20 protein-coding genes and 1 pseudogene are annotated in these 24,998 nt (G+C 55.0%); 9 read left to right on the plus strand and 12 right to left on the minus strand.

Translation table 11 applies throughout. From position 1 onward, the window contains the following. Window positions 1-10: 10 nt before the first annotated feature. Window positions 11-1,894, plus strand: coding sequence for a pyruvate dehydrogenase complex dihydrolipoyllysine-residue acetyltransferase (gene aceF / locus Dpoa569_RS03235; RefSeq protein WP_146411043.1), 1,884 nt, complete (start codon window positions 11-13; stop codon window positions 1,892-1,894). A 215-nt stretch (window positions 1,895-2,109) separates the two neighbouring features. Beyond that, complete coding sequence (gene lpdA / locus Dpoa569_RS03240) at window positions 2,110-3,534, plus strand: dihydrolipoyl dehydrogenase (protein WP_042874078.1); 1,425 nt, start codon at window positions 2,110-2,112, stop codon at window positions 3,532-3,534. Window positions 3,535-3,742: 208 nt separating this feature from the next. Here the strand turns inward: lpdA and Dpoa569_RS03245 are convergent, their stop codons facing one another. Continuing rightward, a complete protein-coding gene (locus Dpoa569_RS03245) occupies window positions 3,743-5,074 on the minus strand; it encodes an MmgE/PrpD family protein (RefSeq protein ID WP_042872725.1) in 1,332 nt (443 codons plus the stop codon). Between the two features lie 527 nt (window positions 5,075-5,601). On the opposite strand from Dpoa569_RS03245, the gene acnB reads away from it, so the two are divergent. Together acnB and yacL are read left to right on the plus strand one after the other, a co-directional pair. Next, on the plus strand, window positions 5,602-8,199 hold the full coding sequence (acnB, locus tag Dpoa569_RS03250) for a bifunctional aconitate hydratase 2/2-methylisocitrate dehydratase (RefSeq protein WP_146411046.1): 2,598 nt from the start codon (window positions 5,602-5,604) through the stop codon (window positions 8,197-8,199). 101 nt (window positions 8,200-8,300) lie between these two features. Next, window positions 8,301-8,663 carry a protein YacL gene (gene yacL, locus Dpoa569_RS03255; RefSeq protein ID WP_042874076.1) on the plus strand — a complete coding sequence of 121 codons (363 nt, stop codon included), beginning with the start codon at window positions 8,301-8,303 and terminating at the stop codon, window positions 8,661-8,663. Between the two features lie 136 nt (window positions 8,664-8,799). Here the strand turns inward: yacL and Dpoa569_RS03260 are convergent, their stop codons facing one another. Next, window positions 8,800-10,002: an IS256 family transposase gene (locus tag Dpoa569_RS03260; RefSeq protein WP_146410909.1), complete on the minus strand. Its 1,203-nt coding sequence runs from the start codon at window positions 10,000-10,002 to the stop codon at window positions 8,800-8,802. Between the two features lie 415 nt (window positions 10,003-10,417). Here Dpoa569_RS03260 and Dpoa569_RS19475 point away from each other — a divergent pair. Both Dpoa569_RS19475 and Dpoa569_RS19480 read left to right on the plus strand, forming a co-directional pair. Beyond that, window positions 10,418-10,897, plus strand: a pseudogene (locus Dpoa569_RS19475) (MCP four helix bundle domain-containing protein); the annotation flags it as partial. A gap of 87 nt (window positions 10,898-10,984) precedes the next feature. Next, window positions 10,985-12,049 carry a methyl-accepting chemotaxis protein gene (locus tag Dpoa569_RS19480; RefSeq protein ID WP_227983180.1) on the plus strand — a complete coding sequence of 355 codons (1,065 nt, stop codon included), beginning with the start codon at window positions 10,985-10,987 and terminating at the stop codon, window positions 12,047-12,049. A gap of 96 nt (window positions 12,050-12,145) precedes the next feature. Here Dpoa569_RS19480 and Dpoa569_RS03270 read toward each other — a convergent pair whose 3' ends face one another. The 6 genes from Dpoa569_RS03270 to Dpoa569_RS03295 all read right to left on the minus strand — a co-directional run bounded on the left by Dpoa569_RS03270 (window position 12,146) and on the right by Dpoa569_RS03295 (window position 18,134). Further along, window positions 12,146-12,829 (minus strand): SDR family NAD(P)-dependent oxidoreductase, encoded by a 684-nt coding sequence (locus Dpoa569_RS03270; protein ID WP_042872722.1) that lies wholly within the window; start codon window positions 12,827-12,829, stop codon window positions 12,146-12,148. A gap of 4 nt (window positions 12,830-12,833) precedes the next feature. Further along, window positions 12,834-13,307 (minus strand): YhcH/YjgK/YiaL family protein, encoded by a 474-nt coding sequence (locus tag Dpoa569_RS03275; protein WP_042872720.1) that lies wholly within the window; start codon window positions 13,305-13,307, stop codon window positions 12,834-12,836. A gap of 72 nt (window positions 13,308-13,379) precedes the next feature. Continuing rightward, entirely contained in the window at window positions 13,380-14,555 is a 1,176-nt protein-coding gene (locus tag Dpoa569_RS03280; RefSeq protein ID WP_042872717.1) for a sialidase family protein, read from the minus strand. Between the two features lie 6 nt (window positions 14,556-14,561). After that, window positions 14,562-15,983, minus strand: coding sequence for a sodium:solute symporter family protein (locus Dpoa569_RS03285; protein ID WP_042872715.1), 1,422 nt, complete (start codon window positions 15,981-15,983; stop codon window positions 14,562-14,564). 37 nt (window positions 15,984-16,020) lie between these two features. Further along, entirely contained in the window at window positions 16,021-16,905 is an 885-nt protein-coding gene (locus Dpoa569_RS03290; RefSeq protein WP_042872714.1) for a dihydrodipicolinate synthase family protein, read from the minus strand. A 92-nt stretch (window positions 16,906-16,997) separates the two neighbouring features. Next, window positions 16,998-18,134: an iron-containing alcohol dehydrogenase gene (locus tag Dpoa569_RS03295; protein ID WP_042872712.1), complete on the minus strand. Its 1,137-nt coding sequence runs from the start codon at window positions 18,132-18,134 to the stop codon at window positions 16,998-17,000. A gap of 215 nt (window positions 18,135-18,349) precedes the next feature. On the opposite strand from Dpoa569_RS03295, the gene dtnK reads away from it, so the two are divergent. From dtnK to Dpoa569_RS03310, 3 genes are read left to right on the plus strand one after another with little or no spacing between them, the layout of a single operon-like run. Further along, entirely contained in the window at window positions 18,350-19,636 is a 1,287-nt protein-coding gene (dtnK, locus tag Dpoa569_RS03300; RefSeq protein WP_146411052.1) for a D-threonate kinase, read from the plus strand. Further along, entirely contained in the window at window positions 19,629-20,609 is a 981-nt protein-coding gene (locus Dpoa569_RS03305) for a D-threonate 4-phosphate dehydrogenase (RefSeq protein WP_042872710.1), read from the plus strand. The genes dtnK and Dpoa569_RS03305 overlap by 8 nt, the downstream gene beginning before the upstream one ends. 34 nt (window positions 20,610-20,643) lie before the next feature. Continuing rightward, window positions 20,644-21,462 (plus strand): DeoR/GlpR family DNA-binding transcription regulator, encoded by an 819-nt coding sequence (locus Dpoa569_RS03310; protein ID WP_042872709.1) that lies wholly within the window; start codon window positions 20,644-20,646, stop codon window positions 21,460-21,462. Between the two features lie 26 nt (window positions 21,463-21,488). Here Dpoa569_RS03310 and Dpoa569_RS03315 read toward each other — a convergent pair whose 3' ends face one another. The 4 genes from Dpoa569_RS03315 to Dpoa569_RS03330 form a co-directional block, all read right to left on the minus strand. Then, a complete protein-coding gene (locus Dpoa569_RS03315; RefSeq protein ID WP_042872707.1) occupies window positions 21,489-22,055 on the minus strand; it encodes an LOG family protein in 567 nt (188 codons plus the stop codon). 243 nt (window positions 22,056-22,298) lie between these two features. Beyond that, the gene (locus Dpoa569_RS03320) at window positions 22,299-23,177 is read right to left on the minus strand and encodes a metal ABC transporter substrate-binding protein (protein ID WP_042872705.1); all 879 of its coding nucleotides are present in this window, start codon (window positions 23,175-23,177) and stop codon (window positions 22,299-22,301) included. 54 nt (window positions 23,178-23,231) lie between these two features. Then, window positions 23,232-24,086 (minus strand): metal ABC transporter permease, encoded by an 855-nt coding sequence (locus tag Dpoa569_RS03325; RefSeq protein WP_042874075.1) that lies wholly within the window; start codon window positions 24,084-24,086, stop codon window positions 23,232-23,234. Continuing rightward, window positions 24,083-24,784: a metal ABC transporter ATP-binding protein gene (locus Dpoa569_RS03330; RefSeq protein ID WP_146411055.1), complete on the minus strand. Its 702-nt coding sequence runs from the start codon at window positions 24,782-24,784 to the stop codon at window positions 24,083-24,085. The genes Dpoa569_RS03325 and Dpoa569_RS03330 overlap by 4 nt, the downstream gene beginning before the upstream one ends. Between the last annotated feature and the right edge of the window lie 214 nt (window positions 24,785-24,998).

The following is a 24,998-nucleotide window of genomic DNA, read 5'->3' on the forward strand; positions in this document are numbered from 1 at the left end:
GGAAAGAGTAATGGCTATCGAAATCAAGGTACCGGATATCGGTGCAGATGAAGTTGAAGTCACCGAAGTGCTGGTCAAAGTGGGTGACAAAGTGGAAGCCGAGCAGTCGCTGATTACCGTTGAAGGTGACAAGGCTTCTATGGAAGTCCCCTCTCCGCAGGCGGGGGTGGTTAAAGAGATCAAAGTAGCGGTAGGCGACAAAGTCGAGACCGGCAAACTGATCATGGTCTTCGAAGCAGAAGGTGCGGCAGCCGCCGCACCGGCTCCGGCGGCTGCGCCAGCACCTGCAGCGGCACCTGCCGCTGCCAGCGCGGTGAAAGAAGTTGAAGTACCGGATATCGGCGGCGACGAAGTCGAAGTGACCGAAGTGATGGTTAACGTCGGCGACACCGTAGCGGCAGAGCAGTCGCTGATTACGGTGGAAGGCGACAAAGCCTCTATGGAAGTGCCGGCGCCGTTCGCGGGTACGGTAAAAGAAATTCGCATCAAGACCGGTGACAAGGTGAAAACTGGCTCACTGATCATGGTGTTTGAGGTTGCGGGTGCAGCGCCTGCTGCTGCTCCGGCTCCTGCCGCGAGTGCACCTGCTGCCGCGCCAGCGGTGAGCGGTGGTGCTAAAGACGTCAACGTGCCGGATATCGGTGGCGATGAAGTCGAAGTGACGGAAGTATTGGTCAAAGTCGGTGATAAAGTGTTGGCAGAACAGTCGCTGATCACCGTGGAAGGCGACAAAGCGTCAATGGAAGTTCCGGCACCGTTCGCCGGTACCGTGAAGGAAATCAAGGTTAGCACCGGCAGCAAGGTGAAAACCGGTTCGCTTATCATGGTCTTCGAAGTGGAAGGCGCCGCACCGGCTGCGACTCCTGTAGCGGCAGCACCGGCTCCGGCCGCAAGTGCACCAGCACCGGCGGCAGCGACACCAGCTGCAGCGAAAGCCGATAGCAAAGGTGAGTTTGCTGAAAACGACGCCTACATCCATGCCACACCGGTCATTCGTCGTTTGGCGCGTGAGTTCGGCGTCAACCTGGCGAAAGTAAAAGGTACTGGCCGTAAAGGTCGTATCCTGCGCGAAGACGTACAGGCTTACGTGAAAGAAGCCGTGAAACGCGCTGAGTCTGCGCCGGCAGCGGGGGCGACTGGCGGTTCTCTGCCGGGTCTGTTGCCGTGGCCGAAAGTTGATTTCAGCAAGTTTGGTGAAATTGAAGAAGTGGAACTGGGTCGTATCCAGAAAATCTCTGGTGCTAACCTGAGCCGTAACTGGGTGATGATCCCGCATGTTACGCACTTCGATAAAACCGACATCACTGATCTGGAAGCGTTCCGTAAACAGCAGAACGTGGAAGCCGAGAAGCGTAAACTGGATGTGAAGATCACGCCGGTCGTGTTCATCATGAAAGCGGTTGCCGCTGCGCTTGAGCAGATGCCTCGCTTCAACAGTTCGCTGTCTGAAGACGGTCAGCGTCTGACGCTGAAGAAATACATCAACATCGGTGTTGCGGTTGATACCCCGAATGGTCTGGTGGTGCCGGTGTTCAAAGATGTGAACAAGAAAGGCATCATTGAGCTGTCTCGTGAACTGATGACCATCTCTAAGAAAGCCCGTGACGGCAAGTTGACCGCTGGTGAAATGCAGGGTGGGTGCTTTACCATCTCCAGCATCGGCGGCCTTGGCACGACGCATTTCGCACCGATTGTCAACGCGCCGGAAGTGGCTATTCTGGGGGTATCTAAGTCCGCCATGGAACCGGTCTGGAATGGTAAAGAGTTTGTTCCGCGTCTGATGATGCCGATATCTCTGTCCTTCGACCACCGTGTCATTGACGGCGCTGATGGTGCACGCTTCATTACCATCATCAACAATACCTTGTCCGACATTCGTCGTCTGGTGATGTAATCGAAAAGCCGGCCTGACGGCCGGCTTTTTTCTGATAAGCTGTTATTTGTGACAACAATCAGTGATTAAGGACAAATCGTTAGCCGCTTGTTGTTTCAAGATTGTTAACAATTTTGTAAACTATAACGGTAAAGACACGTCCCGGTGGAAGAGGGCGTTAAGACTCAACAATAATGACGTCACAGACCCGCCGGAAATTAATTTAAGAGGTCATGATGAGTACTGAAATTAAAGCTCAGGTGGTGGTACTTGGCGCGGGTCCCGCAGGTTACTCCGCGGCGTTCCGTTGTGCAGATTTGGGTCTGGACACCGTGCTGATCGAGCGCTATTCCACGCTGGGTGGCGTCTGTCTGAATGTAGGCTGTATTCCTTCCAAAGCACTGCTGCATGTAGCGAAAGTTATCGAAGAAGCGAAAGCGCTGGCTGAGCACGGCATCGTGTTTGGCGAACCGCAGACCGATATCAATAAAATTCGCACCTGGAAAGAAAAAGTTATTAATCAACTGACTGGCGGTCTGGCGGGTATGGCCAAAGGCCGTAAAGTCAAGGTCGTCAACGGTTTTGGTAAGTTTACCGGCCCGAACACCCTGGTGGTGGAAGGTGAAAACGGCAATACCACGGTGAACTTCGACAACGCGATTATCGCGGCGGGTTCCCGTCCGATTCAACTGCCGTTTATTCCGCATGAAGACCCGCGCGTTTGGGATTCTACCGATGCGCTGGAACTGAAAACCGTTCCAGGTCGTCTGCTGGTCATGGGCGGCGGTATCATCGGCCTGGAAATGGGTACGGTGTACCATGCGCTGGGTTCGCAAATCGACGTGGTTGAAATGTTTGATCAGGTGATTCCGGCTGCTGACAAAGACGTCGTCAAAGTCTTCACCAAACGTATCAGCAAGAAATTCAACCTGATGCTGGAAACTAAAGTGACTGCGGTAGAAGCCAAAGAAGACGGCATCTACGTATCAATGGAAGGCAAGAGCGCCCCGGCAGAACCGCAGCGTTATGACGCGGTGCTGGTGGCTATCGGTCGTGTGCCGAACGGCAAACTGCTGGATGCCGGTCAGGCTGGCGTGGAAGTTGACGATCGTGGTTTCATCCGCGTTGACAAACAAATGCGTACCAATGTGCCGCACATCTACGCTATCGGCGATATCGTCGGTCAGCCGATGCTGGCGCACAAAGGCGTGCATGAAGGTCACGTCGCGGCTGAAGTCATCTCCGGTAAGAAACACTACTTCGATCCGAAAGTGATCCCGTCTATCGCCTACACTGAGCCGGAAGTGGCATGGGTTGGCCTGACCGAAAAAGAAGCGAAAGAAAAAGGCATCAGCTACGAAACCGCCGTGTTCCCGTGGGCCGCATCGGGCCGTGCGATTGCGTCCGATTGCGCTGACGGTATGACCAAACTGATTTTCGACAAAGAAACACACCGTGTGATCGGTGGTGCGATTGTCGGTACCAACGGTGGTGAACTGTTGGGTGAAATCGGTCTGGCTATCGAGATGGGATGTGATGCAGAAGATATCGCACTGACTATCCACGCTCACCCGACGCTGCATGAATCCGTAGGTCTGGCTGCTGAAGTCTTCGAAGGTAGCATCACCGACCTGCCGAACCCGAAAGCCAAGAAGAAATAATTCGTTTCCCCGCAACCGCGGTTGTGGGGAACAAAAGTCTTGTCTGTTCCATGCGAATCCGGCACCTGTTGCCGGATTTTTTTTACCTTCCTTCCAGCATCCAACGTTTTTTGTCAGCGTTATCTGCTTTGTTTATAAGCAAAACCGTCGAAAAAACAGTTGCGTCCTCCCTGGTCGGTTGTTGTGCTACCTGACGAGTTGCTGCCAGCTATGACAGCAGCCGAACCAGCGCTGCAAGTGCGCCGGGCGTGCGCAACTGGCTATGGCTGATCACGTCGTCAGCCGGTAGCCACGGCATCAGACTTAGTGTCTGACGCAGTTTAGCCGCAACATCTGTTTTTACGGCTGCGGTTTGCTGCCAAGTGACTCTGGCGTCAAGATGTGAGCCATCTTTCATCAGCAGGCTGACGTCATGGAAGCGACCATCTGGATTGTGTTCATCCGGTGGTGCACTAAGGTCAGCCTGGCGCGAGACCTTATCGGCCAGCGCCGCAATTTCGGGATCAACCCGCTTTTCGGTAAATCGATCCAGCCGCAACTCACCTTCCAGTAACGCGGCGGCAATCACGTATTCGAGGCTAAATCGGCTTTCGACACCGGTAGTGGCCTTCCGGATAAACGGCGCTGCGTCGCCACCCGGCGGGAACATTACCGTAATGTGGTCGATAGTGTCTGGCAGAGCGTCTGGCTGTTGCCCATAACGTGCCAACCACTGCGTTCTCAGGATAAATGTCGCTTCCGCCGCGCTGTGAGTGCCGCCGCAGGTGGGATAACGCTTGAAGGTCAACCCTGGAGAAACCATGCGCCATGGTTTGCCCCAATCGGCTATCAACGCGTCGTTGTGGTGCTGGCCGTCGCCGTGAGCAGCGAGAAACGCATCCAGCACGGTGTCGTGATTGCCGAGGAACCCAGCCAATGCCAATTGAGCGGCGCTTAACCCAGCCCTTGCCGCCAGTCCTGCGTGCAGTGGTTTCATTGCAGAGCCGAACTGTGCGCGTAGCCCGGCCGCTTGTGAGGCGGCCAGCCCCAACGCATTGGCGGTTTGGTCTGGCGTGGCGCCGATCAGGCGGCAGGTCGCAGCGGCTGCGGCGATGGCGCCTAACGTGGCGGTATTGTGATAGCCCAGACTGTAATGGCGAGGCCCTGCTGCCAGCCCCAGCCTTCCTGCGGTTTCCACGCCGATAACATAGGCGGTGAGAAAATGCGCTGGCGTAAGCGTTGGTTGCTCGCCAGCCAGTGCCAGCAACGCCGGCAGAATAACTGTGCTGGGGTGGCCGCGAAACCCTGAGTGAAAATCGTCAAAATCCAGTGCGTGACCGGCATAGCCTAGCAGCAGGCTGCGATTCTGACTGTTGTGGTCGGGATAGACCGATTTCAGCGGCGCAAGCCCACTGTCTACAACTGCACCGTGCCAGACCGGCAGTGCGCAGGCGAGGAAATCCGTTACCCCGCTGCGAGCAAGATCAAGGGTGGTGGCATCCGGCTGGGTGGTGATAATCAGGCGCGCCAGTTGGGCGGTTATACTGGGATAGTTCGACATAACGATATTTGTAGTGTGGCTTAAATAAGAAAGAAGACAATGCCGCGAATGACGCGCGAAGCATAGCGATTTTTCATCAAGTTTCTCAGACGTAGTTTTGTTTCGGACGTAGTTTTGTTTCGGTCGTAGTGTTGTTAACTGCTCTGGAGTGGGACTGTGCGGTAGTAACGTTAGCCGTACTGGTGTAACTGGCAATATTGACGGCTTGGGCGACGCTGACCCCTTCACTTTCTTTCTGTATCCTTATCGTTTCTGTGGGGTAACCGATGTTTGATTTTGTTGCTAACTGCTATGCTGAGATGAGTCAGGATGTCTGGATTATGTTGCTGAACGTAGCAGTGCCTCTAAAGACAACGTATTTGCAAAATGTTGCCTTAATGTAAACGAATTAACAATCGGTTTGAATTCTGATATGCTCAGCAGGCTGGATCGGGCACTCTGACCTTACCTATCCATACGCTGATAATCAGCCTAAAGCTGGAACTGAGCGCCGGACATAATTAGACAATGAGAGCGAGGAGAACGTCGTGCTAGAAGATTATCGCAAGCACGTAGCCGAGCGGGCTGCACAAGGGATCGTACCCAAACCGTTAGAGGCTTCGCAAATGGCGGCACTGGTGGAGTTGTTGAAAAATCCACCTGCCGGAGAAGAAGCGTTTTTAGTCGATTTATTAGTCAATCGTGTGCCGCCGGGCGTTGATGAGGCGGCTTATGTTAAAGCCGGTTTTCTGGCTGCCATCGCCAAAGGCGAGACGGTTTCTCCCCTCATCACCCCAGAAAAAGCGACTGAGCTGCTGGGCACCATGCAAGGCGGCTACAACATTCAGCCGCTGATCGAAGCGCTGGATAACCCCGCCCTGGCTCCGGTCGCCGCCAAAGCCCTGTCTCACACCCTGCTGATGTTCGACAATTTCTATGATGTGGAAGAAAAAGCCAAAGCCGGCAATCCCCACGCGCAGCAGGTAGTTAAATCCTGGGCGGATGCCGAGTGGTTCCTGTCCCGTCCTCAGCTGTCGGAAAAAATCACCGTCACGGTATTCAAGGTGACCGGCGAAACCAATACCGATGACTTGTCCCCGGCACAGGATGCCTGGTCGCGTCCGGACATCCCGCTGCACGCGTTGGCAATGCTGAAAAATGCCCGTGAAGGCATCGAGCCGGATCAACCCGGCGCTGTCGGCCCAATCAAGCAGATCGAGGCGCTGAGCAAGAAGGGCTTCCCGTTGACTTACGTCGGCGACGTGGTCGGCACCGGTTCTTCCCGTAAATCCGCGACTAACTCGGTACTGTGGTTCATGGGTGATGATATCCCGAACGTGCCGAATAAGCGTGCTGGTGGCGTGGTGCTGGGCGGTAAAATTGCGCCGATCTTCTTCAACACCATGGAAGATGCCGGTGCGCTGCCTATCGAAGTGGATGTCACCAAACTAAATATGGGCGATGTGATTGATGTCTACCCGTACAAGGGCGAAATCCGTCACCACGACAGTAACGAGTTGCTGGCGAGTTTTGAGCTGAAAACCGATGTACTGCTGGATGAGGTACGCGCAGGTGGCCGTATTCCGTTGATTATCGGTCGTGGTCTGACGGCCAAAGCGCGCGAATCGCTCGGCCTGCCGCACAGCGATGTGTTCCGCCATGCTAAAGACGTGGCGGCGAGCAGCCGTGGTTTCTCACTGGCGCAGAAGATGGTTGGCCGCGCCTGCGGTGTCGCGGGCATTCGCCCTGGCGCTTACTGCGAGCCGAAAATGACCTCGGTCGGTTCTCAGGATACCACCGGTCCGATGACCCGTGACGAACTGAAAGACCTGGCTTGCCTGGGCTTCTCTTCCGATTTGGTGATGCAATCCTTCTGCCATACCGCTGCTTATCCGAAGCCGGTCGATGTTAATACCCATCACACTCTGCCGGACTTCATCATGAATCGCGGCGGCGTGTCGCTGCGCCCAGGCGACGGTGTGATCCACTCCTGGCTGAACCGCATGTTGCTACCAGATACGGTGGGTACCGGTGGTGATTCCCACACCCGTTTCCCGATTGGGATTTCCTTCCCGGCAGGTTCCGGTCTGGTGGCGTTTGCCGCAGCAACCGGCGTAATGCCGCTGGATATGCCTGAATCGGTGCTGGTACGTTTTACCGGTAAAATGCAGCCGGGGATTACCCTGCGTGATCTGGTTCATGCTATTCCGTACTACGCGATTAAACAGGGCTTGTTGACCGTAGAGAAGAAAGGCAAGAAAAACATCTTCTCTGGTCGCATTCTGGAAATCGAAGGATTGCCGGACCTGAAAGTGGAGCAGGCGTTCGAATTGACCGATGCCTCGGCGGAGCGTTCTGCGGCGGGCTGTACCATTAAGCTCAACAAAGAACCGATCATCGAGTACCTGAACTCCAACATCGTTCTGCTCAAGTGGATGATTGCCGAAGGTTATGGTGATCGCCGTACGCTGGAGCGTCGTGTGCAGGGGATGGAAAAATGGCTGGCTGACCCGCAACTGCTGGAAGCTGATGCCGATGCCGAATATGCCGCGGTGATCGACATCGATCTGAACGAGATCAAAGAGCCGATTCTGTGTGCGCCGAACGATCCGGACGATGCGCGCCTGCTCTCCACGGTGCAGGGCGATAAGATCGATGAAGTGTTTATCGGTTCCTGTATGACCAACATCGGTCACTTCCGTGCCGCCGGTAAGCTGCTGGATCAGAATAAAGGGCAGCTGCCGACCCGCCTGTGGGTGGCTCCGCCGACCCGCATGGACGCCGCACAGCTGACCGAAGAAGGCTATTACAGCGTATTCGGCAAGAACGGCGCTCGTGTTGAAATCCCTGGTTGTTCGCTGTGCATGGGTAACCAGGCGCGTGTGGCAGACGGCTCGACCGTGGTGTCAACATCGACGCGTAACTTCCCGAACCGTCTGGGTACGGGTGCGAACGTCTATCTGGCCTCGGCTGAACTGGCGGCGGTCGCCTCGCTGCTGGGTCGTCTGCCGTCGCCGGAAGAGTACCAGCAATATATGGAGAAAGTGGACAAGACGGCGGATGATACTTACCGCTATCTGAACTTTGACCAGTTGCAGCAGTACACCAACAAAGCGGACAAGGTGATCTTCCAGACTGCCGTGTAAACCGCTATAGTTCGTTGGAATTAACAGGAAGGGAGGCCGAAAGGTCTCCCTTTTTTTACTGTTGTGGCAGGCGATAGCGAATCAGGCAGAGGAGAATGATCGTGGACTATGAGTTTTTGCGTGATGTAACCGGGCAGGTGATTGTCCGGATGTCGATGGGCCATGAAGCAGTAGGGCACTGGCTGAATGAAGAAGTCAAAGGTCAGCAGGCGGTGCTGGATGAAGTGGAAGCCGCAGTTCGTGAACTGGCCGGTAGCGAGCGTCAGTGGGAACGCATGGGTCACGAATACACGTTATTGCTGGACAGCGAAGAGGTGATGGTGCGCGCCAACCAACTGGCGATTGAAACCGATGAGCTGGAAGAAGGCATGAGCTATTACGACGAAGAAAGCCTGTCGTTGTGCGGTCTGGAGGATTTTCTGGAATTGCTGGAGAGCTACCGGGCATTTGTCGATAAGGGATGATGTGTGCCCATCGATATCAAATACTATTCGGGTCGCAGAGATTAACTTGAGTGCTGAACGCGCTGTCGCTACGTGGCAAAATGACGGGAAGAGGATAATAAGAGAGCGTTCAGAATTCTGTGTCACGTTAAAAATTCTACAGCGTCATCACGTTATTTAGTCGCCCTTCAAAATAAATGGCCAACTGTGACAATGTCAAATTCCAGCTCTGGATGGGCATTGTCCATTTTTCCTGTGCGTTCATCAGCCCCAGATAAAGCAGCTTCAACAGACTGTTTTCATTCGGGAAAGCACCTTTGGTTTTGGTCAGCTTCCTGAACTGTCTGTGCACCGATTCGATAGCATTTGTGGTGTAAATGACTTTGCGGATATTTGCCGGATAGCGGAAGTACGCTGACAGATTGTCCCACTTGCGTCGCCACGACTGGAGCACCACCGGATACTGCAACCCCCATTTCGCTTCCAGCTCATCCAGTGCCATTTCGGCCGCTTCTTTTGACACTGCACGGTAGACTGGCTTCAGGTCGGTCATGAAGGCTTTATGGTGCTTTGAGGCCACATATTTAATCGAATTGCGTATCTGATGAATGACGCACAACTGCACTTCCGTCTGCGGATAAATGCTGTTTATTGCCTCTGGGAAGCCGGTCAGCCCGTCCACGCAGGCAATCAGAATGTCTTTAACACCGCGATTTTGCAGGTCGCTTAATACCGACAGCCAGAAGTTAGCCCCCTCACTTTCTGACAGATACAGGCCCAGAACTTCCTTTTTACCTTCCAGATTCAGGGCCAGCACGGTGTAAACCGCTTTGCTCTGATAGCGGCCATCTTCCCGAATTTTATAGTGAATAGCGTCCAGCCAGACGAAGGGATAAACCTGCTCCAGCGGGCGCTGTTGCCACTGTTTTAGTTCAGGGATGACTTTATCGGTTACTGCACTGATGGTGGCAGTGGACACGCTGAAGGCATATAAATCTTCGATCTCCCGGCTAATGTCCTGATAGCTCATCCCCAGTGCAAACAGGCGAATGATCTTGTGTTCGATCTCGTCGGATAACGTGGTCTGATGTTTTTTCACCAACTGGGGTTCAAAAGTGCCATTACGATCGCGCGGAGTCGCCAGTTCGAAGCTGCCCGTCGGGGCTTTAATGGTCTTTTTGCCGGAGCCATTTTTACGGTTAGCTTCAACGTCCTGAGCCAGATGAGAGTCCAGTTCCGCAGAGAGGGCAGCTTCCGTTAACTGTTTGATTAAAGGCGTTAAGATACCATCTTTGCCCGTTAATGCCTGACCGGACTGGAGGGCTTTAAGCGCTTTATCGAAATCGAAGGGCTGGGACATATGTCATTCCTTTTTGATTGTATATTACTGGAATGACACAGAATTTCTAACACTCCCGATAATAAAGCCAACACGCCTTATCTATTGAAGTATGTCCGATATATATCAATTATCCCAATTGTATTAATAGTGTGATCCGATGCTCTGCCCTATCGATTATGATGCCAATTTGGCTTAGTATAAAATGAAATCATGATAGTTATTAAAACATGATGGTTATTAAAAAATACGGTAATCATTTATCTCACAGGCTATTTTATTTGCTATTTGTGACCTGAGCAGAGCCAGAAATCATCACGTACTATGTGTACATTCTGGTTTTCTCTTTACTCCTGTGTCCAAATAGCGTGCATCATGCCTGTTGAGATAATTTCTACACGATTAGGTTGGCATCGGAGGATACATGAAAAATACCATGACGGTAAAAAGACAAATTGTAGTCGGTTTTATTATTCCTATATTAGTGAGTGTCTTGTTAGGTATTTCGGGTCTGATCACTATTCGTCATATTAGCAATATATTAACTGAAGTTAATGATGAAAATAGTGTTAAGCAATTCTATGCAGTGAATTTACGAGGCAGCGTACATGATCGGTCAATTGCGGTACGGGATTTATTGATAGTTGATCAACAAGAAAAATATAAAATAATAAACAATATCAATGAACTGGATTCTATCTATCAACAGTCGGATGTTAAGCTTAATGCGATGTTGCGCCAGTTTGCTATATCTGAACAAGAAAAAAATTTATATCAAAACATACAGCAGTCGAATAATAAAACCAGCGCAATTATTGCCAGATTGATTGCTTTGAAGAATGAAGGAAATACGGAGTCTGCACGTAATCTGTTATTGAGTGAAGGGCGGGGTGCATTTGTGCAGTGGTTGGCTGATGTGAATGCTTTTATTAATTATGAGGCTGCACAAAATAACCAGTTAACGAATACGGCAAGAGACACGGCAAGGTATTTTTCCGTGGCTATGCCGATTATTTTAATCGTCGCTATCTTACTGGGCGCTTTAGCGATGTTTACCACTCGCCACCGAATTTTTCAGGCGTTGGGCGCAGAGCCTGCGGTATTACTGACGATGACCCGTGCAATCGCATCCGGTAATTTGGCGGAAAAAACCATCATTAACGATAAACATCAGCACAGTGTGATGGCAGCTATCGAAACTATGCGCCAGTCATTAATTTCTATTGTCGCTAATGTATTGGAACATGCCGATGGCGTGACGGTCGCCAGCGAGAATATCAGCAAAAGCAGTGTGGCGTTGTCGCAACGTACCGATATGCAGGTTTCGGCATTGCAGCAAACCTCGGCGGCGATGGGGCAGGTGTCGGAATCGGTGAAGGACAACGCCGCCAGCGCCAGACAGGCAAGCCAGTTATCTGAAAACGTGGCGAATGAAACGCATCAGGGCTACCAGCTGGTGAGTAAGATCGTGAATACGATGGAAAACATCAAACAGCATTCAGACAGTATTTCGTCGATTACTAAAGTGATTGAGGATATTGCGTTCCAGACCAATATTCTGGCGATTAATGCCGCGGTGGAGGCGGCGCGTGCAGGAGAGGTTGGTCGCGGGTTCTCGGTCGTTGCAGCTGAAATCCGCACCTTGTCGCAGAAAACCACCGCGTCGGCGCATCAGATAAAAAACTTAATTGATGCGTCATCAGGGAAAATCGGCGAGGGATACGATGAAATCAATCAGGCATCTGAAGTGATGCAGAAAATTAATCAGGCGGTTGATCTGTCGAGCGAGTTTATCCGCAAGATAGCGGACACCTCGGCGGAACAGTCTGTCGCCACGCAGGAGATTGCCCGGTCGCTGGCCGACATGGAGCGCACAACGCAGCAGAATGCCGCGATGGTTGAACAAACCGCGACGGATACCACCTATCTGGAAACGCATTCGCAGGAATTGAAGCAGTCCGTTAGTCGCTTTACGATTGCTGATTCGATGAATTCTGACTCGATGAGCGCCGACTCGATGAGGGGCAGTAGAACTCCGCGACTAGCGTTGAGCGTCGCCAGCCGCTGAATATCTGAATGAATCGACGAAGGAATAGGTGTGCGTCCTGGCCACACGGCATAGCGCTGTGTGGCCAGGTTACCACGAGGCAGTAGCATAGCGGCGTTATAACGAGGCACCGCCGCAGATCACCAGTTGTTGCCCGGTGATGGCCGATGCCGAAGGCGACAGCAGATACGCCACCAGATCCGCCACTTCCTGCGGCTGGATAAACCGGCCAATCGGCGGCAGTTTCGGCGGCGAACTTTGTCTTCCTGGCTGGTTGAGCATCGGTGTTTCGGTAGCGCCCGGTGCCACGATATTCACGGTGATGCCGCGCGGCGCTAGCTCTGCGGCCCAGCTTCTCACCATACCAATCATCGCTGATTTGGTGGTGACATACTGACTCCGTCCGGCGGCACCGCTGGAGGTTCTGCTGCCCAGCAGGACGATGCGGCCACCCTGCGGCAGCTTGCTCACCAGCCGGTCGGCCAGCACTTCGGCCACCTGAATGTGCAGCTTCCATAATTGCTCACTGTCGGCGTATGACAGTGTGCCCAGCGTAGCGGCTTTCATTACCCCGGCAGCGTGGATCACCGCATCGACGGTATTCAGGCTGTCCAGCAAGGCGCAGAGCGCAGGCGTATCGGTGATATCCAGCGGATAATGTGTGAAGTTCGGATGCTGATGCGGGCTAGGTTGACGCGACAGCCCGATAACCTTCCACCCCGCCGCTAACAGGGTAGCGGTAATAGCGGCGCCGATACCGGAACTGCTGCCGGTGATCACCGCCTGTTTTTGTTCTGACATACGTTTACCCCTGCGCGTGCAGTAATTCGACCGGCACCTTGAACACCGCTTTTTTCACCGGGGCAGGCTGGTCGTTGATGGCACACAGCGCCTGATGCGGTTCACCCGGATAGAAGGTGACGAAATCCCCGGCGGCCAGCTGAATGGCGTGCGGTACCTGCGGTTGCTCCAGAATGAACAGGTCCGGTTTGCGTTCGGTGGCGGCGCGATCACCTGCGTCATTCAGGTCGTAGCCGATGATCTCTTCCCCTTCCAGAATCAACTGAATATCGAGAAAACGGCGATGGAATTCGGTATGGCGTTCGGCTTTCGGGGCGGTGGATACCGTGCCGATGGAGTAGAACCAGTCCACACCCTCCGGCTGGTATTTACCTTCCGGCAGCGCGTTCAACTGCGCCAGCGTGAAGCCGGAAAGAATGCGCCACAGCGGTTCGGGCAACGTTGCCAGTGGCAGATGATTCAGATTACCTGCGATCATAAGTGGTTCCTTAGCAAGTAGACGTGAAGCGGTAAGAATCTCCCTCCCTGCAAGAGGGAGGGAGGCAGAGGGCTAGCCTTTAACCCACGCTTCGCTGACGCAGACGTACTTAATCGCCTGGCGGAAGTAGGTAAACGCGATGTGCAATTTGCCGTCCGGCCCTTGTTTGATGCTGGGGTAGGAGAACTCGCGGTTGCGTTTCTCGGTTGAGTTGTTGGTCATGCAGTAACCGTCACCCACTTCCAGATTGCGCTGCCACGGCCAGGTTTTCCCACCGTCTTCAGAAATCGCCAGTGTCATCGGCGCACGTGGCGCGCCCCAGAAGGCGCTGCGTCCGGTGGCGATTTCCGGCATTTTGGCATCGCTCTCTTCTTCATCTTCGATTTCGTCATACAGCGACAGACGGCGCTCGGTGGCGCCATCGGCGTTCATGGCGTTGAACACCAGCGCCAGATGACCATTGTCCAGCGTGGTTACCTGAATCGACGAGTTGTTGTTCGGAAGATTTGTCGCCTCTGGCTCAGACCAGGTTTCACCGCCGTCGGTAGAGTGGCTACGGTAGATGAAATCGGCCCAGCGGCTGCGGAACAGCGCCAACAGGGTGCCGTCTTTAAGCAGGGTGATGTTCATGTGCACGCAGCCGGTGCTGTTCGGCACCACCGATTCACGCCAGGTTTGTCCGCGATCGCTTGAAATCTTCACCGCGCTGATGTCGTCGTTGCCAACCCACTTTTCACCCGGCTGGACGCGGCAGTAGAACACCGGCAGCAGCCAGTCGCCGTTGGGCAGCACGGTAATCGGCTGGCGGATAAAGGTGCCGGGTTGTTCCAGCAGTACGCCAATTTCACCCCAGGTGTAGCCCTGATCCAGCGACTGGCGGTAACGCACGATAGCGGTATCCTGATTGCCGGATTTCTGCGCGGTGTACAGTAACCACAGTACGCCGTCCGGTGCCAGAAACAGCACCGGGTTTTGCTCGGAACGGGTCGGGTCGTCGGAGAGCTTGACAGCAGGCGTCCATTGCCCGCTCCCTTTCACCAGCCGTGACAGATAAATCGATATGTCCGACACCCCTTCCTGGGTGCCGCCGAACCAGACGCACAGCACATCGCCGTCAGGCAGATGCAGCAGGTTAGAGGCGTGGTTCTGCGGGCATTCTGACGGGATGTAGGCGTCAAGACGTTGGCTGTCGCCTTCTGCCTGGCGGACCAGCCCGTCACGTTCAATGGTAATAGTTTCGGTCGTCATGACTACTTATACTCCAGAATGAGGTACGGATGATTCGGTGTGCTGTTGGGTTTTAGCCGCGTTATTAGGAATCAAGCGGTCAATGACCATCACCACAGCCGGGGTCGCCAGCGCAATGTACATGTTATCGATGCCGAACGGGTTACCCATAATGTACCAGACTGAGGTGACCACGCAGGACAGGATCAGCCCGGCGTTGACGCCACGGGCGCTACTGAAGAACGGCAGGTAGAAGGCGACCATCGCCACCACGGAAATCGACAGACGAATCGCACGGGTGAAGAACGACAGTTTCAGTACTTCCGGCACCAGCAGCACGAACACCAGCGGCAGGAAGCCGATGATCAGCGAGAACACGCGGGTCATCTTGAACTCTTTTTCCGGCGTTGGTTTGCAGTACGGCACATAGAAATCTTTCACGATCAGCGAGGCGATAGCCAGCGCCACGGTACTCACGCTGATGAAGATAGAAGCGACCAGCGAGGTGGTGACCACACCAGCCAGCCACGGGTTCATGTCCTGCAGGAAGATGGGCAACGCGTACAGGCTCTTGATTTCCGGGTGTACGAATTTGGCGGCGACACCGATGATGGCAATCGCAATGGCGATCGGCATACAGAACAGGAACGCAATCCAGGTCGCACGTTTGGCGGATTTTTCATCTTTAGTGGAGGCGATAGCCTGAATCACGAACTGGGTACAGAAAATGGAGCCGATGGTGCCGATAAGCCACGCACCGATGGTGCTGGCGCCGATAGATCCATCCCAGGTCCAGTAAAATTCCGGCATTTTCTCGACCATCGGCGTGATGCCGCCGGTCATTTTCAGCGCCACGAACAGAATGATCATCACCCCGATGTACTTCAGACCGCTGTGGATCAGCGTGACGTAGGCAACGCCTTTAATACCACCGAAGTAGAAATAGAAGGTACTGACGATGGCGGTAATCAGTGCGGCTACCGGCAGGCTGACTTTCAGCACGGTGGAGATGGCCGCCGCGCCGCTGACGTAGTTACCCACGTTAACCAGCAGCAGTGCGTAGATCATGATGATGGAAATAATGTTTTTGGTGGTATTGCCGTAACGTTCGGCGATAGCGCCAGAAATGGTGATTTTCCCGGTGTTATAGATCTTTTTCACCAGAATCATCCCGAACAGCAGGAAGCCGATGGCGGCGCCGATCACCGACCAGGAGGCCGCGATACCGCTTTCAAAGGCGGCTTGCGAGGTACCGACCGTAGACTTGGCGCCGATAAATTCGGTCATCAGCAGGATGCCGACGATAAAGGCCGGCAGCGCGCGTGAGCCTTCCATGAACTCCGCGTTGGAGTTACTGCGCAGGCGCAGGGTTAGCCAGGAGGTGAGGGCGATATAGCACACAATTATCCCAACGATAATCAGTGTGTCTGTCAGATCAAAATGGTTCATGGTTTTCGATCCTGTAGCTGTAGAAGTTTGTTTTTATTCACTCAGCGAACGGTGCGATGATGGCGCGAATGGTCTCTTCGTCTTGTGCTGAGAACGCAATCGGGTAGCGGCTGACGCCCACGTCCTGCCCCATCAGTACCAGCGCTTTTTTCACCACAGCAGGTGAGAACGCTACCGCGTAGAGCGTTTTACGCAGTTCACTCACCTGTTCCTGCGCCTGACGGGAGCCTTCAATATCTCCGGCGTGGAAGCGATGCCAGATCTCGCTGATGGCTTTGGGCGCCACGTTGGCAAGACCGGAAATACAGGCGGAACAACCATCGACAAACCCCTGATGGATCAGCGAATCCGGGCCGTTGAGCACGTCGCAGTTCGGCATATCTTTCACGGCCTGCAGGAAACCGCTCAGGCTTTCGTAGCTGCCGGCGCTGTCCTTGATGCCGATGATGTTCGGGTGCTCGGCCAGAATCCGCACCGTTTCCGGTTGCAGCGTATTGCCGGTACGAGCCGGAATGTTGTACATGAACACCGGCACCGGTAGCGCGTCTGCCACGGCACGGTAGTGGTCGATCAGCTCGCTTTGTTTGAGCGGCACGAAATACGGGGTGATCACGGATACCGCATCCACGCCCAGCGCAGCGATGCGTTTACCGAGCTTGATGGTTTCACGGGTAGAGATTTCGCCGATATGTGCGACGACCGGCACCTTACCTGCGGCTTCATTGACGCAAGTTTCGGTAACGGCCACTTTCTCATCGGTGTGCAATACAAAGAATTCACCGTTGGTGCCGTTACAGAAAATGCCGTTGCCGTAGCGCATCTGGCGTTGAACCTGCTGGCGCATGGCGGCGGGGCTGAACTCCCCCTGATGGTCAAAAGGCGTGACGATTGCTGTCAATACGCCTGTAATCGCTTTAGTCATCGTTATTGTTCCTCGTTATCTTCATCATCCAGAGCGACGTTGTTAAACACGTAGTTCAACCATTTGTTAAAACAAATGGTGAAAACCCACGGTTAAAACAGCGTTGAATAAATGGCGTGAACGTCTTGTGCCGTCACGGCAGTCGGGACGTTTTTCATCAGCCGCTGTACCTGCAGTGCGGATTCCACCAGATACGGCAGGTGATCCGGGCTTATCCCCAGTTGCTGCAGCGAAGATGGCAGATTCAGGCGTTTCACCAGCGCGGTGAAGTAGTCCACCAATGCGGCGGCTTTTTGTTCGGTGGTGAGCGACGGGTTGGCATCCGGCAGCAGGTCATAGGCTTGCGCGAATTTTTCCGCCGCAGCGTGTTGAACAAAGCGCATACAAGGCGCCAGCAAAATGGCGTTCGCCACCCCGTGTGGAATGTGGTATTTGCCGCCTAACGGATAAGACATGGCGTGCACCAGATGGGTGCCGGAGTGGGCGATAGACGCGCCGCCATAGTAGGAGGCCCACAGCATATTCAGGCGCGCTTCCAGATTGGAAGGTTCGTTCACCGCGGTATCGATGTTGGCGAACAGCTTTTTCATGCCGATCAGCGCATAGTTGTCGGCCACCGGGTTGGCGATGGTGGCGGTGAAGCATTCGATCAGGTGGCACAGCGCGTCAATGCCGGTTGAGGCGGCGATGTGCGCCGGCATACTGGTGGTCAGCTCCGGCACCAGCGCCACGTAATCCGGCAGCATCACCGGGGTGATAATCCCGACTTTGGTTTCTTTTTCCGGAATAGCCAAAATGGCATTCGGCGTGGCTTCGGAACCGGTGCCCGCAGTGGTTGGAATCAGCAGCGAGGTGGTGCGTCGTGTCGGCTTGCGGCCTTCCAGCAAACTATCGAGCGTGATGCCTTCTTCACCGGAGCACAGCAGCGACAGCAGCTTGGCAACGTCCAGTACGCTGCCGCCGCCCACGCCGACCACCAGATCCGGCTGCGTGGCCGGCAGCTGTTGCAGTACGGCGGCAACGTCATGCTGGCTGGGTTCGGCTGGCACGTTATCAATCAGGGAAAGTTGCGGCACGCCTGCCTTTAATTGCGCAATCAGGGCCTGTACCCCGGCCAGCCCCACGATATTTTTGTCCGTCACCAACAGTACGTGCTGCCTGCCGTGCAGGAGATAACTCAGATCCTGAAGTGCCTGATAACCGCTGATGAGGGTGCTGTTGATATTCATACTGGTACCTTGTCTTTTTGCTGTGACTTCAGCTGGATAGGTCTGATTTTTTTCAATCACATATCTACTTATTGATAGAAAAAAATCGTTTTTCTCGCATTCTGTGGACTAATTTATAGGTGAAATTGGTTTTGAATAATTTGATTTTGTTCACATATAATCAATCGTGATTTAATATAATCAAATGCAGGTGATGGAACTGATGGAGAACGGCTATGCCGGACGGGCGTGAATTGACCCAGGTAATGGTGGTGGCAGATGACTTCACCGGCGCGAACGATGCGGGCGTCGGGCTGGCGCTGCAGGGGGCGCGGGTAAATGTGATGTTTGACGCCGCGGCGATCCATTCCGGGCAGTCGGATGACGCGCTGGTGGTGAATACCGACAGCCGTGCCGTCGCGGCTTCACTGGCGGCGGAGCGCACCGCGCAAGCGGTGGCGCAGTGGTGCAAAACCGGTGCGCGCGGCTGGATTGTCAAAAAGGTGGACTCTACCCTGCGCGGCAATCCAGGCGCGGAAATTGAAGCCGCGCTCAACGCAGCGGGTTTATCGCTGGCATTGATTGCACCTGCCGCACCGGCGCTGGGCCGTATCACTCGTGGCGGTCAGGTATGGGTGCACGGCAGAGTGCTGACCGACACCGAATTCGCCAGCGACCCGAAAACGCCGGTGCGCTCGGCGTCCGTTGGTGAGCGTCTGGCAGAACAGACGGCACTGTCTCAGACGACGCTGTCCCTGAACGAGGTTCGTGACGACAAGCTGGCGACACGCCTGCAACAGCTAAGCGATAGCGGCGTGCGGCTGGTGGTGCTGGATGCTGAGTGCCGCCAGGATCTTGACCATATTATTCACGCCGCGGCTCAACTGGCAGAAAAGCCGTTGCTGGTTGGCTCGGCTGGGTTGAGCGAGGCGCTGGCGCAGCATCTGACGTTTCCGGCCTCCTGCCGCGCCTTGCTGGCAGTGATTGGTTCGATGAGTGAAATCGCTCAATTGCAGATTAATGCAGTCAGCCAGCGACCGAATGTTCAGCTAATCGATGTGGATATTGCCGGATTACTGGCGGCTGGCGACAGCTTGCTGGTGCAGATCAGTCAGCAGGCGGCGGCGGAACTAGCGGCGGGTCACCATTGCGTAATTCGTACCTGCCGCGATGATAACCAGCGATTTGAGGTGGACGCGCTGTGCCAGCGCTACGGCATGAGCCGCCAGCAACTGGGCGAGACTATCAGTCGCCGACTGGGGGAACTGACGCGGCGCATTGTGCAGCGTCAGCAGCCGGGCGGACTCTATTTATCCGGCGGGGATATCGCCATTGCCGCGGCAACGACGCTGCAGGCCAGCGGATTTCGCATTAAAGGGCAGATTGCTTCTTGTGTACCCTGGGGGCATCTGCTGGACAGTCTGGTTGGGGATATTCCTGTCATGACGAAAGCGGGCGGGTTTGGCGATGAGGCCACCCTGCTGAATGTATTGCGTTTTATTGAGGAGAGCGTGTGTGAGTAAAATTATTGCGGTAACCATGGGCGACCCGGCTGGCATCGGTCCGGAAATCATCATCAAATCGTTGGCCGAAGGTGAACTGTCCGGCGCGCCGGCGGTGGTGGTGGGCTGCGTACAGACGCTGCGCCGTATTCTGGCGTTAGGTGTTGTACCGCAGGTGGAGCTCAATGAAATCGAGCGTCCTGCCGATGCCCATTTCGCTCCCGGCGTTATCAACGTGATCAACGAACCGCTGGACGACCCGCAAGGCCTGAAGCAAGGGGTGGTGCAGCCACAAGCAGGCGATCTGGCGTATCGTTGTGTGAAGCGTGCGACCGAATTAGCGATGGCCGGTGAGGTTCATGCTATCGCCACCGCGCCGCTTAACAAGGAAGCGTTGCACTCCGCCGGGCACCTCTATCCGGGGCATACTGAACTGCTGGCGAAGCTGACCCACAGCCGTGACTACGCCATGGTGCTGTACACCGACAAACTGAAGGTGATTCACGTCACTACCCACATTGCGCTGCGTAAATTCCTGGATACGCTTAACCGTGATCGGGTGGAAACCGTGATTGCCATGGCGGATACCTTCCTGAAACGCGTCGGTTATCAGGCGCCGCGCATCGCCGTAGCCGGGGTGAACCCGCACGCGGGCGAAAATGGTCTGTTCGGCGACGAAGAGATCAAGATTGTTGGCCCGTCCATCGAGGCGATGAAAGCCAAAGGCATCGACGCTTACGGCCCGTGCCCGCCGGATACCGTCTACCTGCAAGCGTACGAGGGGCAATACGATATGGTGGTGGCGATGTACCACGATCAGGGCCATATTCCACTCAAGCTGCTGGGCTTTTATGATGGCGTGAATATCACCGCCGGGCTGCCGTTTATCCGCACTTCGGCGGATCATGGCACTGCGTTTGATATCGCCTGGACAGGTAAAGCGAAGTCTGACAGCATGGCGATCTCCATCAAACTGGCGATGCAACTAGCCTGATAGAATTTGCGGTAGGGAACCTGTTGAATACGTTGTGGGGTACACATTGACTGATACGTTGCGTGTAACTGGAGAACGAGTGAGAGGACAAAGCCGTCTCGATCAGATTCTGGATTATCTGAAAAGCCATAATCTGGTGACGGTGGATGAACTTGTGACGGTTATTGATGCGTCCCCGGCGACGATTCGCCGCGATTTGATCAAGCTCGACGAGCAGGGCGTCATCAGCCGTAGCCACGGCGGGGTGACGCTTAATCGCTTTATCCCTTCTCAGCCGACCACCAATGAAAAGCTGCAACGTAGCCTGGTGGAGAAACAAGCCATCGCGCGACAGGCGGCGACGCTGGTGCAGCCGGGCAACGCAGTGGTGCTGGATGCCGGCACCACCATGCTGGAGCTGGCGCGCAACCTGACGCATCTGCCGCTGCGGGTGATTACCGCCGATTTGCAGATAGCGTTGTTTCTCTCAGAGTTCAAACAGATTGAAGTGACGATCATTGGCGGACGTATCGACGACAGCAGCCAGTCGTGCATCGGTGAGCATGGCCGCCGTTTACTGCGCAGTATCTATCCGGATATTGCATTTATCAGCTGCAACTCCTGGAGTCTGGAGAAAGGCGTCACCACACCCACCGAAGAAAAAGCCGGCATCAAGCAGGATCTGGGCATGAACGCCAGCCGCCGGGTGTTACTGGCTGACAGCAGCAAATATGGCGCTTACTCGCTGTTTTGCGTGTCGCCGTTGTCTGAACTGACCGATATCATCACCGACAGCGCATTGTCGCCGGAGGTGGAACGTCAGTTGCGGGCGCAGCCGTTTACGTTGCAACTGGTCAACGTGGCAGACCGCTGAGCGGCGGTTTTCGCCTGTCGATACGGTTATTTATCCCACTTGGCTTTGGGCGGCTGATAAGACAGCGCCTTGTCCAGCACCGTTTCGGGGCGGTCTGAAATGATCAGCATGTCGAGATAATCCTGCTTCATGAAGCCATCCTGAACGGTTCGGGTGACAAAATCGATAAAGCCGTCATAGTAACCGTTGACGTTGAACAGGATGCAGGCTTTGTGGTGCAGGCCCAACTGCGCCCAGGTCCACTGTTCGATGATCTCTTCCAGCGTACCGGCACCGCCCGGCAGCGCGATAAACACGTCTGACAGCGCCGCCATTTTCGCTTTGCGTGCGTGCATGTCTTCGGTGATCACCAGTTCGGTCAGCGCCGGGTGCGCCAGCTCCTTATCCACCAAATGTTTTGGGATAACCCCGGTTACCTGGCCGCCGCAGGCCAGTGCGGTATCCGCCACCAGCCCCATCAGGCCTACTTTTCCGCCGCCGTAGACAATTCCGGCGTTGTGGCCGACCAGATAACGGATCAGAGCTTGCGTTTGTTGCTGGTAAATCACATTGTTTCCGGGGGCGGAACCGCAAAATACGCCGAATTTCAACATAGTCTTCCTTCATGTGAACAGAGTTTCTCGGTGCTGTCGGCGGGGCGAATGCTGTATGAATCCGCACGATGAACCGCAGAGTTAACGCGCGCCATCAGCATAATCGAAACCGAAATAAGGGGCTATCGGACGATAATCGGATTTGTGGCGCGGCAGGAACGGGGGAGCGTGGTGCGGAGGGCACAGAGTGGAGGATAGCTATACGGTTGCCGGTTGCCCGGCGATACCGGGCAACCTGATGATTTATTTCATGCCGACTGCGATGGTATCGACATTGTGCCTGAACGCCGCGGTGTAAGTGGCGGCAGGGCCGTTGCTGTCGGTCAGCGCTTCCGGGTACAGCTCGCCGCCCGGCTGCGCGCCGCTGGCATCAGCAATCTGCTTCACCAGCCGTGGGTCGGTCTGGTTCTCAATAAAGTACAACTTCACATGCTCTTTCTTGATCTGATTAATCAGTTTAGCCACGGTTTTGCTGCTGGCTTCCGACTCGGTGGAGTAACCGACAGGCGACAGGAACTGTACGCCGTAAGCGGCGGCAAAATAGCCAAACGCGTCGTGACTGGTCAGCACTTTGCGCTTTTCTTTGGGAATGGCGGCAAACGTCTGGGTAGCGTAGTTATCCAACTGTTGTAACTGCTGAATGTAGCTATCGCCCTGTTTGCGGTAGTCGTCGGCGTGTTCCGGGTCCGCTTTCACCAGTGCATTAACGATGTTGTGGGCGTAGGTGATGCCGTTTTTCATACTGTTCCAGGCGTGCGGGTCGGTTACCGTTTTGCCGTCTTCTTCCATTTTCAGCGTCTTGATGCCTGTGGAGGCGGTGATCACCTCGCCTTTGTAGCCGGAAGCGTTAACCAACCGGTCCAGCCAACCTTCCAGCCCCAGCCCGTTGACGAACACCACGTCGGCCTGCGCCAGGGTTTTGCTGTCTTTTGGCGATGGCTCGAATTCATGCGGATCGCCGTTCGGCTGCACCAAATCGGTGACGTGTACGTGCTGACCGCCAATCTGGCTGACCATGTCGCCCAGCACCGAAAAACTTGCCACCACATTCAACGCCTTTGCCATTGCCAGTGGGCTTAGCAGCAGGCTGGACAGCGCCATAATCAAAATAGAACGTTTCATTTTTTCCTCTTAGCGTGTTTGTCATGCAAAATTGTCATGCAAAACCATCAGGTGTCAGCGGCGCCTACGCAACATGCCGCCATTGGAACCGAACAGAACCGAAAAACAGAACAACAACGTCGTGGTGAGGATTACCGCCGGGCCGGCGGGCAGGTCGGCGTAATAAGACCAGGTCAGCCCTACCAGACTGGCGCCAGCGCCGATGCCTACCGCGGTCAGCAGCATGACCGGCAGGCGCTGGGTCCAGAAACGGGCGCAGGCGGCGGGCAGCATCATCATGCCGACCGCCATCAGCGTGCCGAGCAACTGAAAGCCTGCTACCAGATTCAGCACCACCAGCGACAGAAACAGGCCGTGGATCAGTGCTCGTGACCGGCGCGACAGGATCTTCAGGAAGGTGACATCGAACGATTCGATCACCAGCGCCCGGTAGATCAACGCCAGCACCAGCACTGAACAGGAACTAATCATGCCGATGGTGATCAGCGCATTGGCGTCGATAGCCAAAATAGAGCCGAACAGCACATGCAGCAGATCGACGCTGGAACCGCGCAGCGATACCAGGGTGACGCCCAGCGCCAGCGAACCGAGATAGAACCCGGCGAAACTGGCGTCTTCCTTCAGTTCGGTATGGCGGCTGACCACGCCGGACAGCATCGCCACCGCCAGCCCGGCGATAAAGCCGCCCACACCCATCGCTACCAGCGACATGCCGGAAATCAGGTAGCCTATCGCCACGCCGGGTAACACCGCGTGAGACAGCGCATCGCCGATCAGGCTCATACGGCGCAGCAACAAAAAACAGCCGAGCGGCGCGGCGCTCAGCGTCAGCGCCAGACAGCCCACCAGCGCCCGGCGCATAAAACCGAAATCGCCGAACGGTTCAGTCAACAGATGCAGCAGCGTCATGGCACCAGCCTCAGTTGCGGCGCAGGGGCAGCGAAAGATGAGGTGGGCAGCACGTCGTGGCTGTCGCCCCAGCAGTGACCTTCGGTGCGGAGCATCAGTACGCGGGGGAAATGGGCTTCTACCTGTTCCAGGTCATGCAGTACCGCCAGAATGGTGCGCCCTTGGTGATGCAATTGCTGGATTACCGCCAGCAGGGTGCGGGTGGTCTGGGCATCGATACCGGTAAAGGGTTCATCCAGCAGGATCACCGGTGACTGCATCACCAGCAGCCGGGCAAACAGCACCCGCTGTAACTGGCCGCCAGAAAGCGTGCCGATGTGCGCCTGAGCGAATTCCGCCATACCGACGGTATCCAGTGCGTCGAGGGCTTTTTTTCGCCATGCGCCGGAAATACGGCCAAACATGCCGCAGTGCGGGATGCACCCCATCAGCACCAGATCGTTGACGCTGAGCGGAAACTGGCGATCAAATTCAGCCAGTTGCGGCAGGTAACTCAACTGGCGACGCGACGGCGCGGCCATGCAGAAATGACCGCCAAGCGGCGGCAACAGACCCGCCAGCGTTTTGAGCAGGGTAGATTTACCGGTGCCGTTAGCGCCGATAATCGCGGTCAGCGAACCGCTTTCAAAGCAACCGTTCAGCGTACCCAACGGGGGCTGGCCCGGATAGCCAAACGTCAGCGTATGTAATGCAATCATGCCAGCGCTACCGCCCAGGAAATCAAACCCCATAACAACGCCAGTAAAACACTGGCGATACCCAGCCGGGCCACGGCGGAAAAAGCGTAAAGACTGGTCACATCACCCTCCTGTTTATTTTAATGTTATAACATAACAATTTTGGTGAGGGAAGGGAGCGCTAAAAAAGTGCGTTTGACGCATCAGGGGATGATGAGTCAGATATTGCAGGGGG

Origin of the sequence: Dickeya poaceiphila (genome assembly GCF_007858975.2) — a bacterium.
In the GTDB taxonomy this organism is placed as follows: Bacteria; Pseudomonadota; Gammaproteobacteria; order Enterobacterales; family Enterobacteriaceae; genus Dickeya; species Dickeya poaceiphila.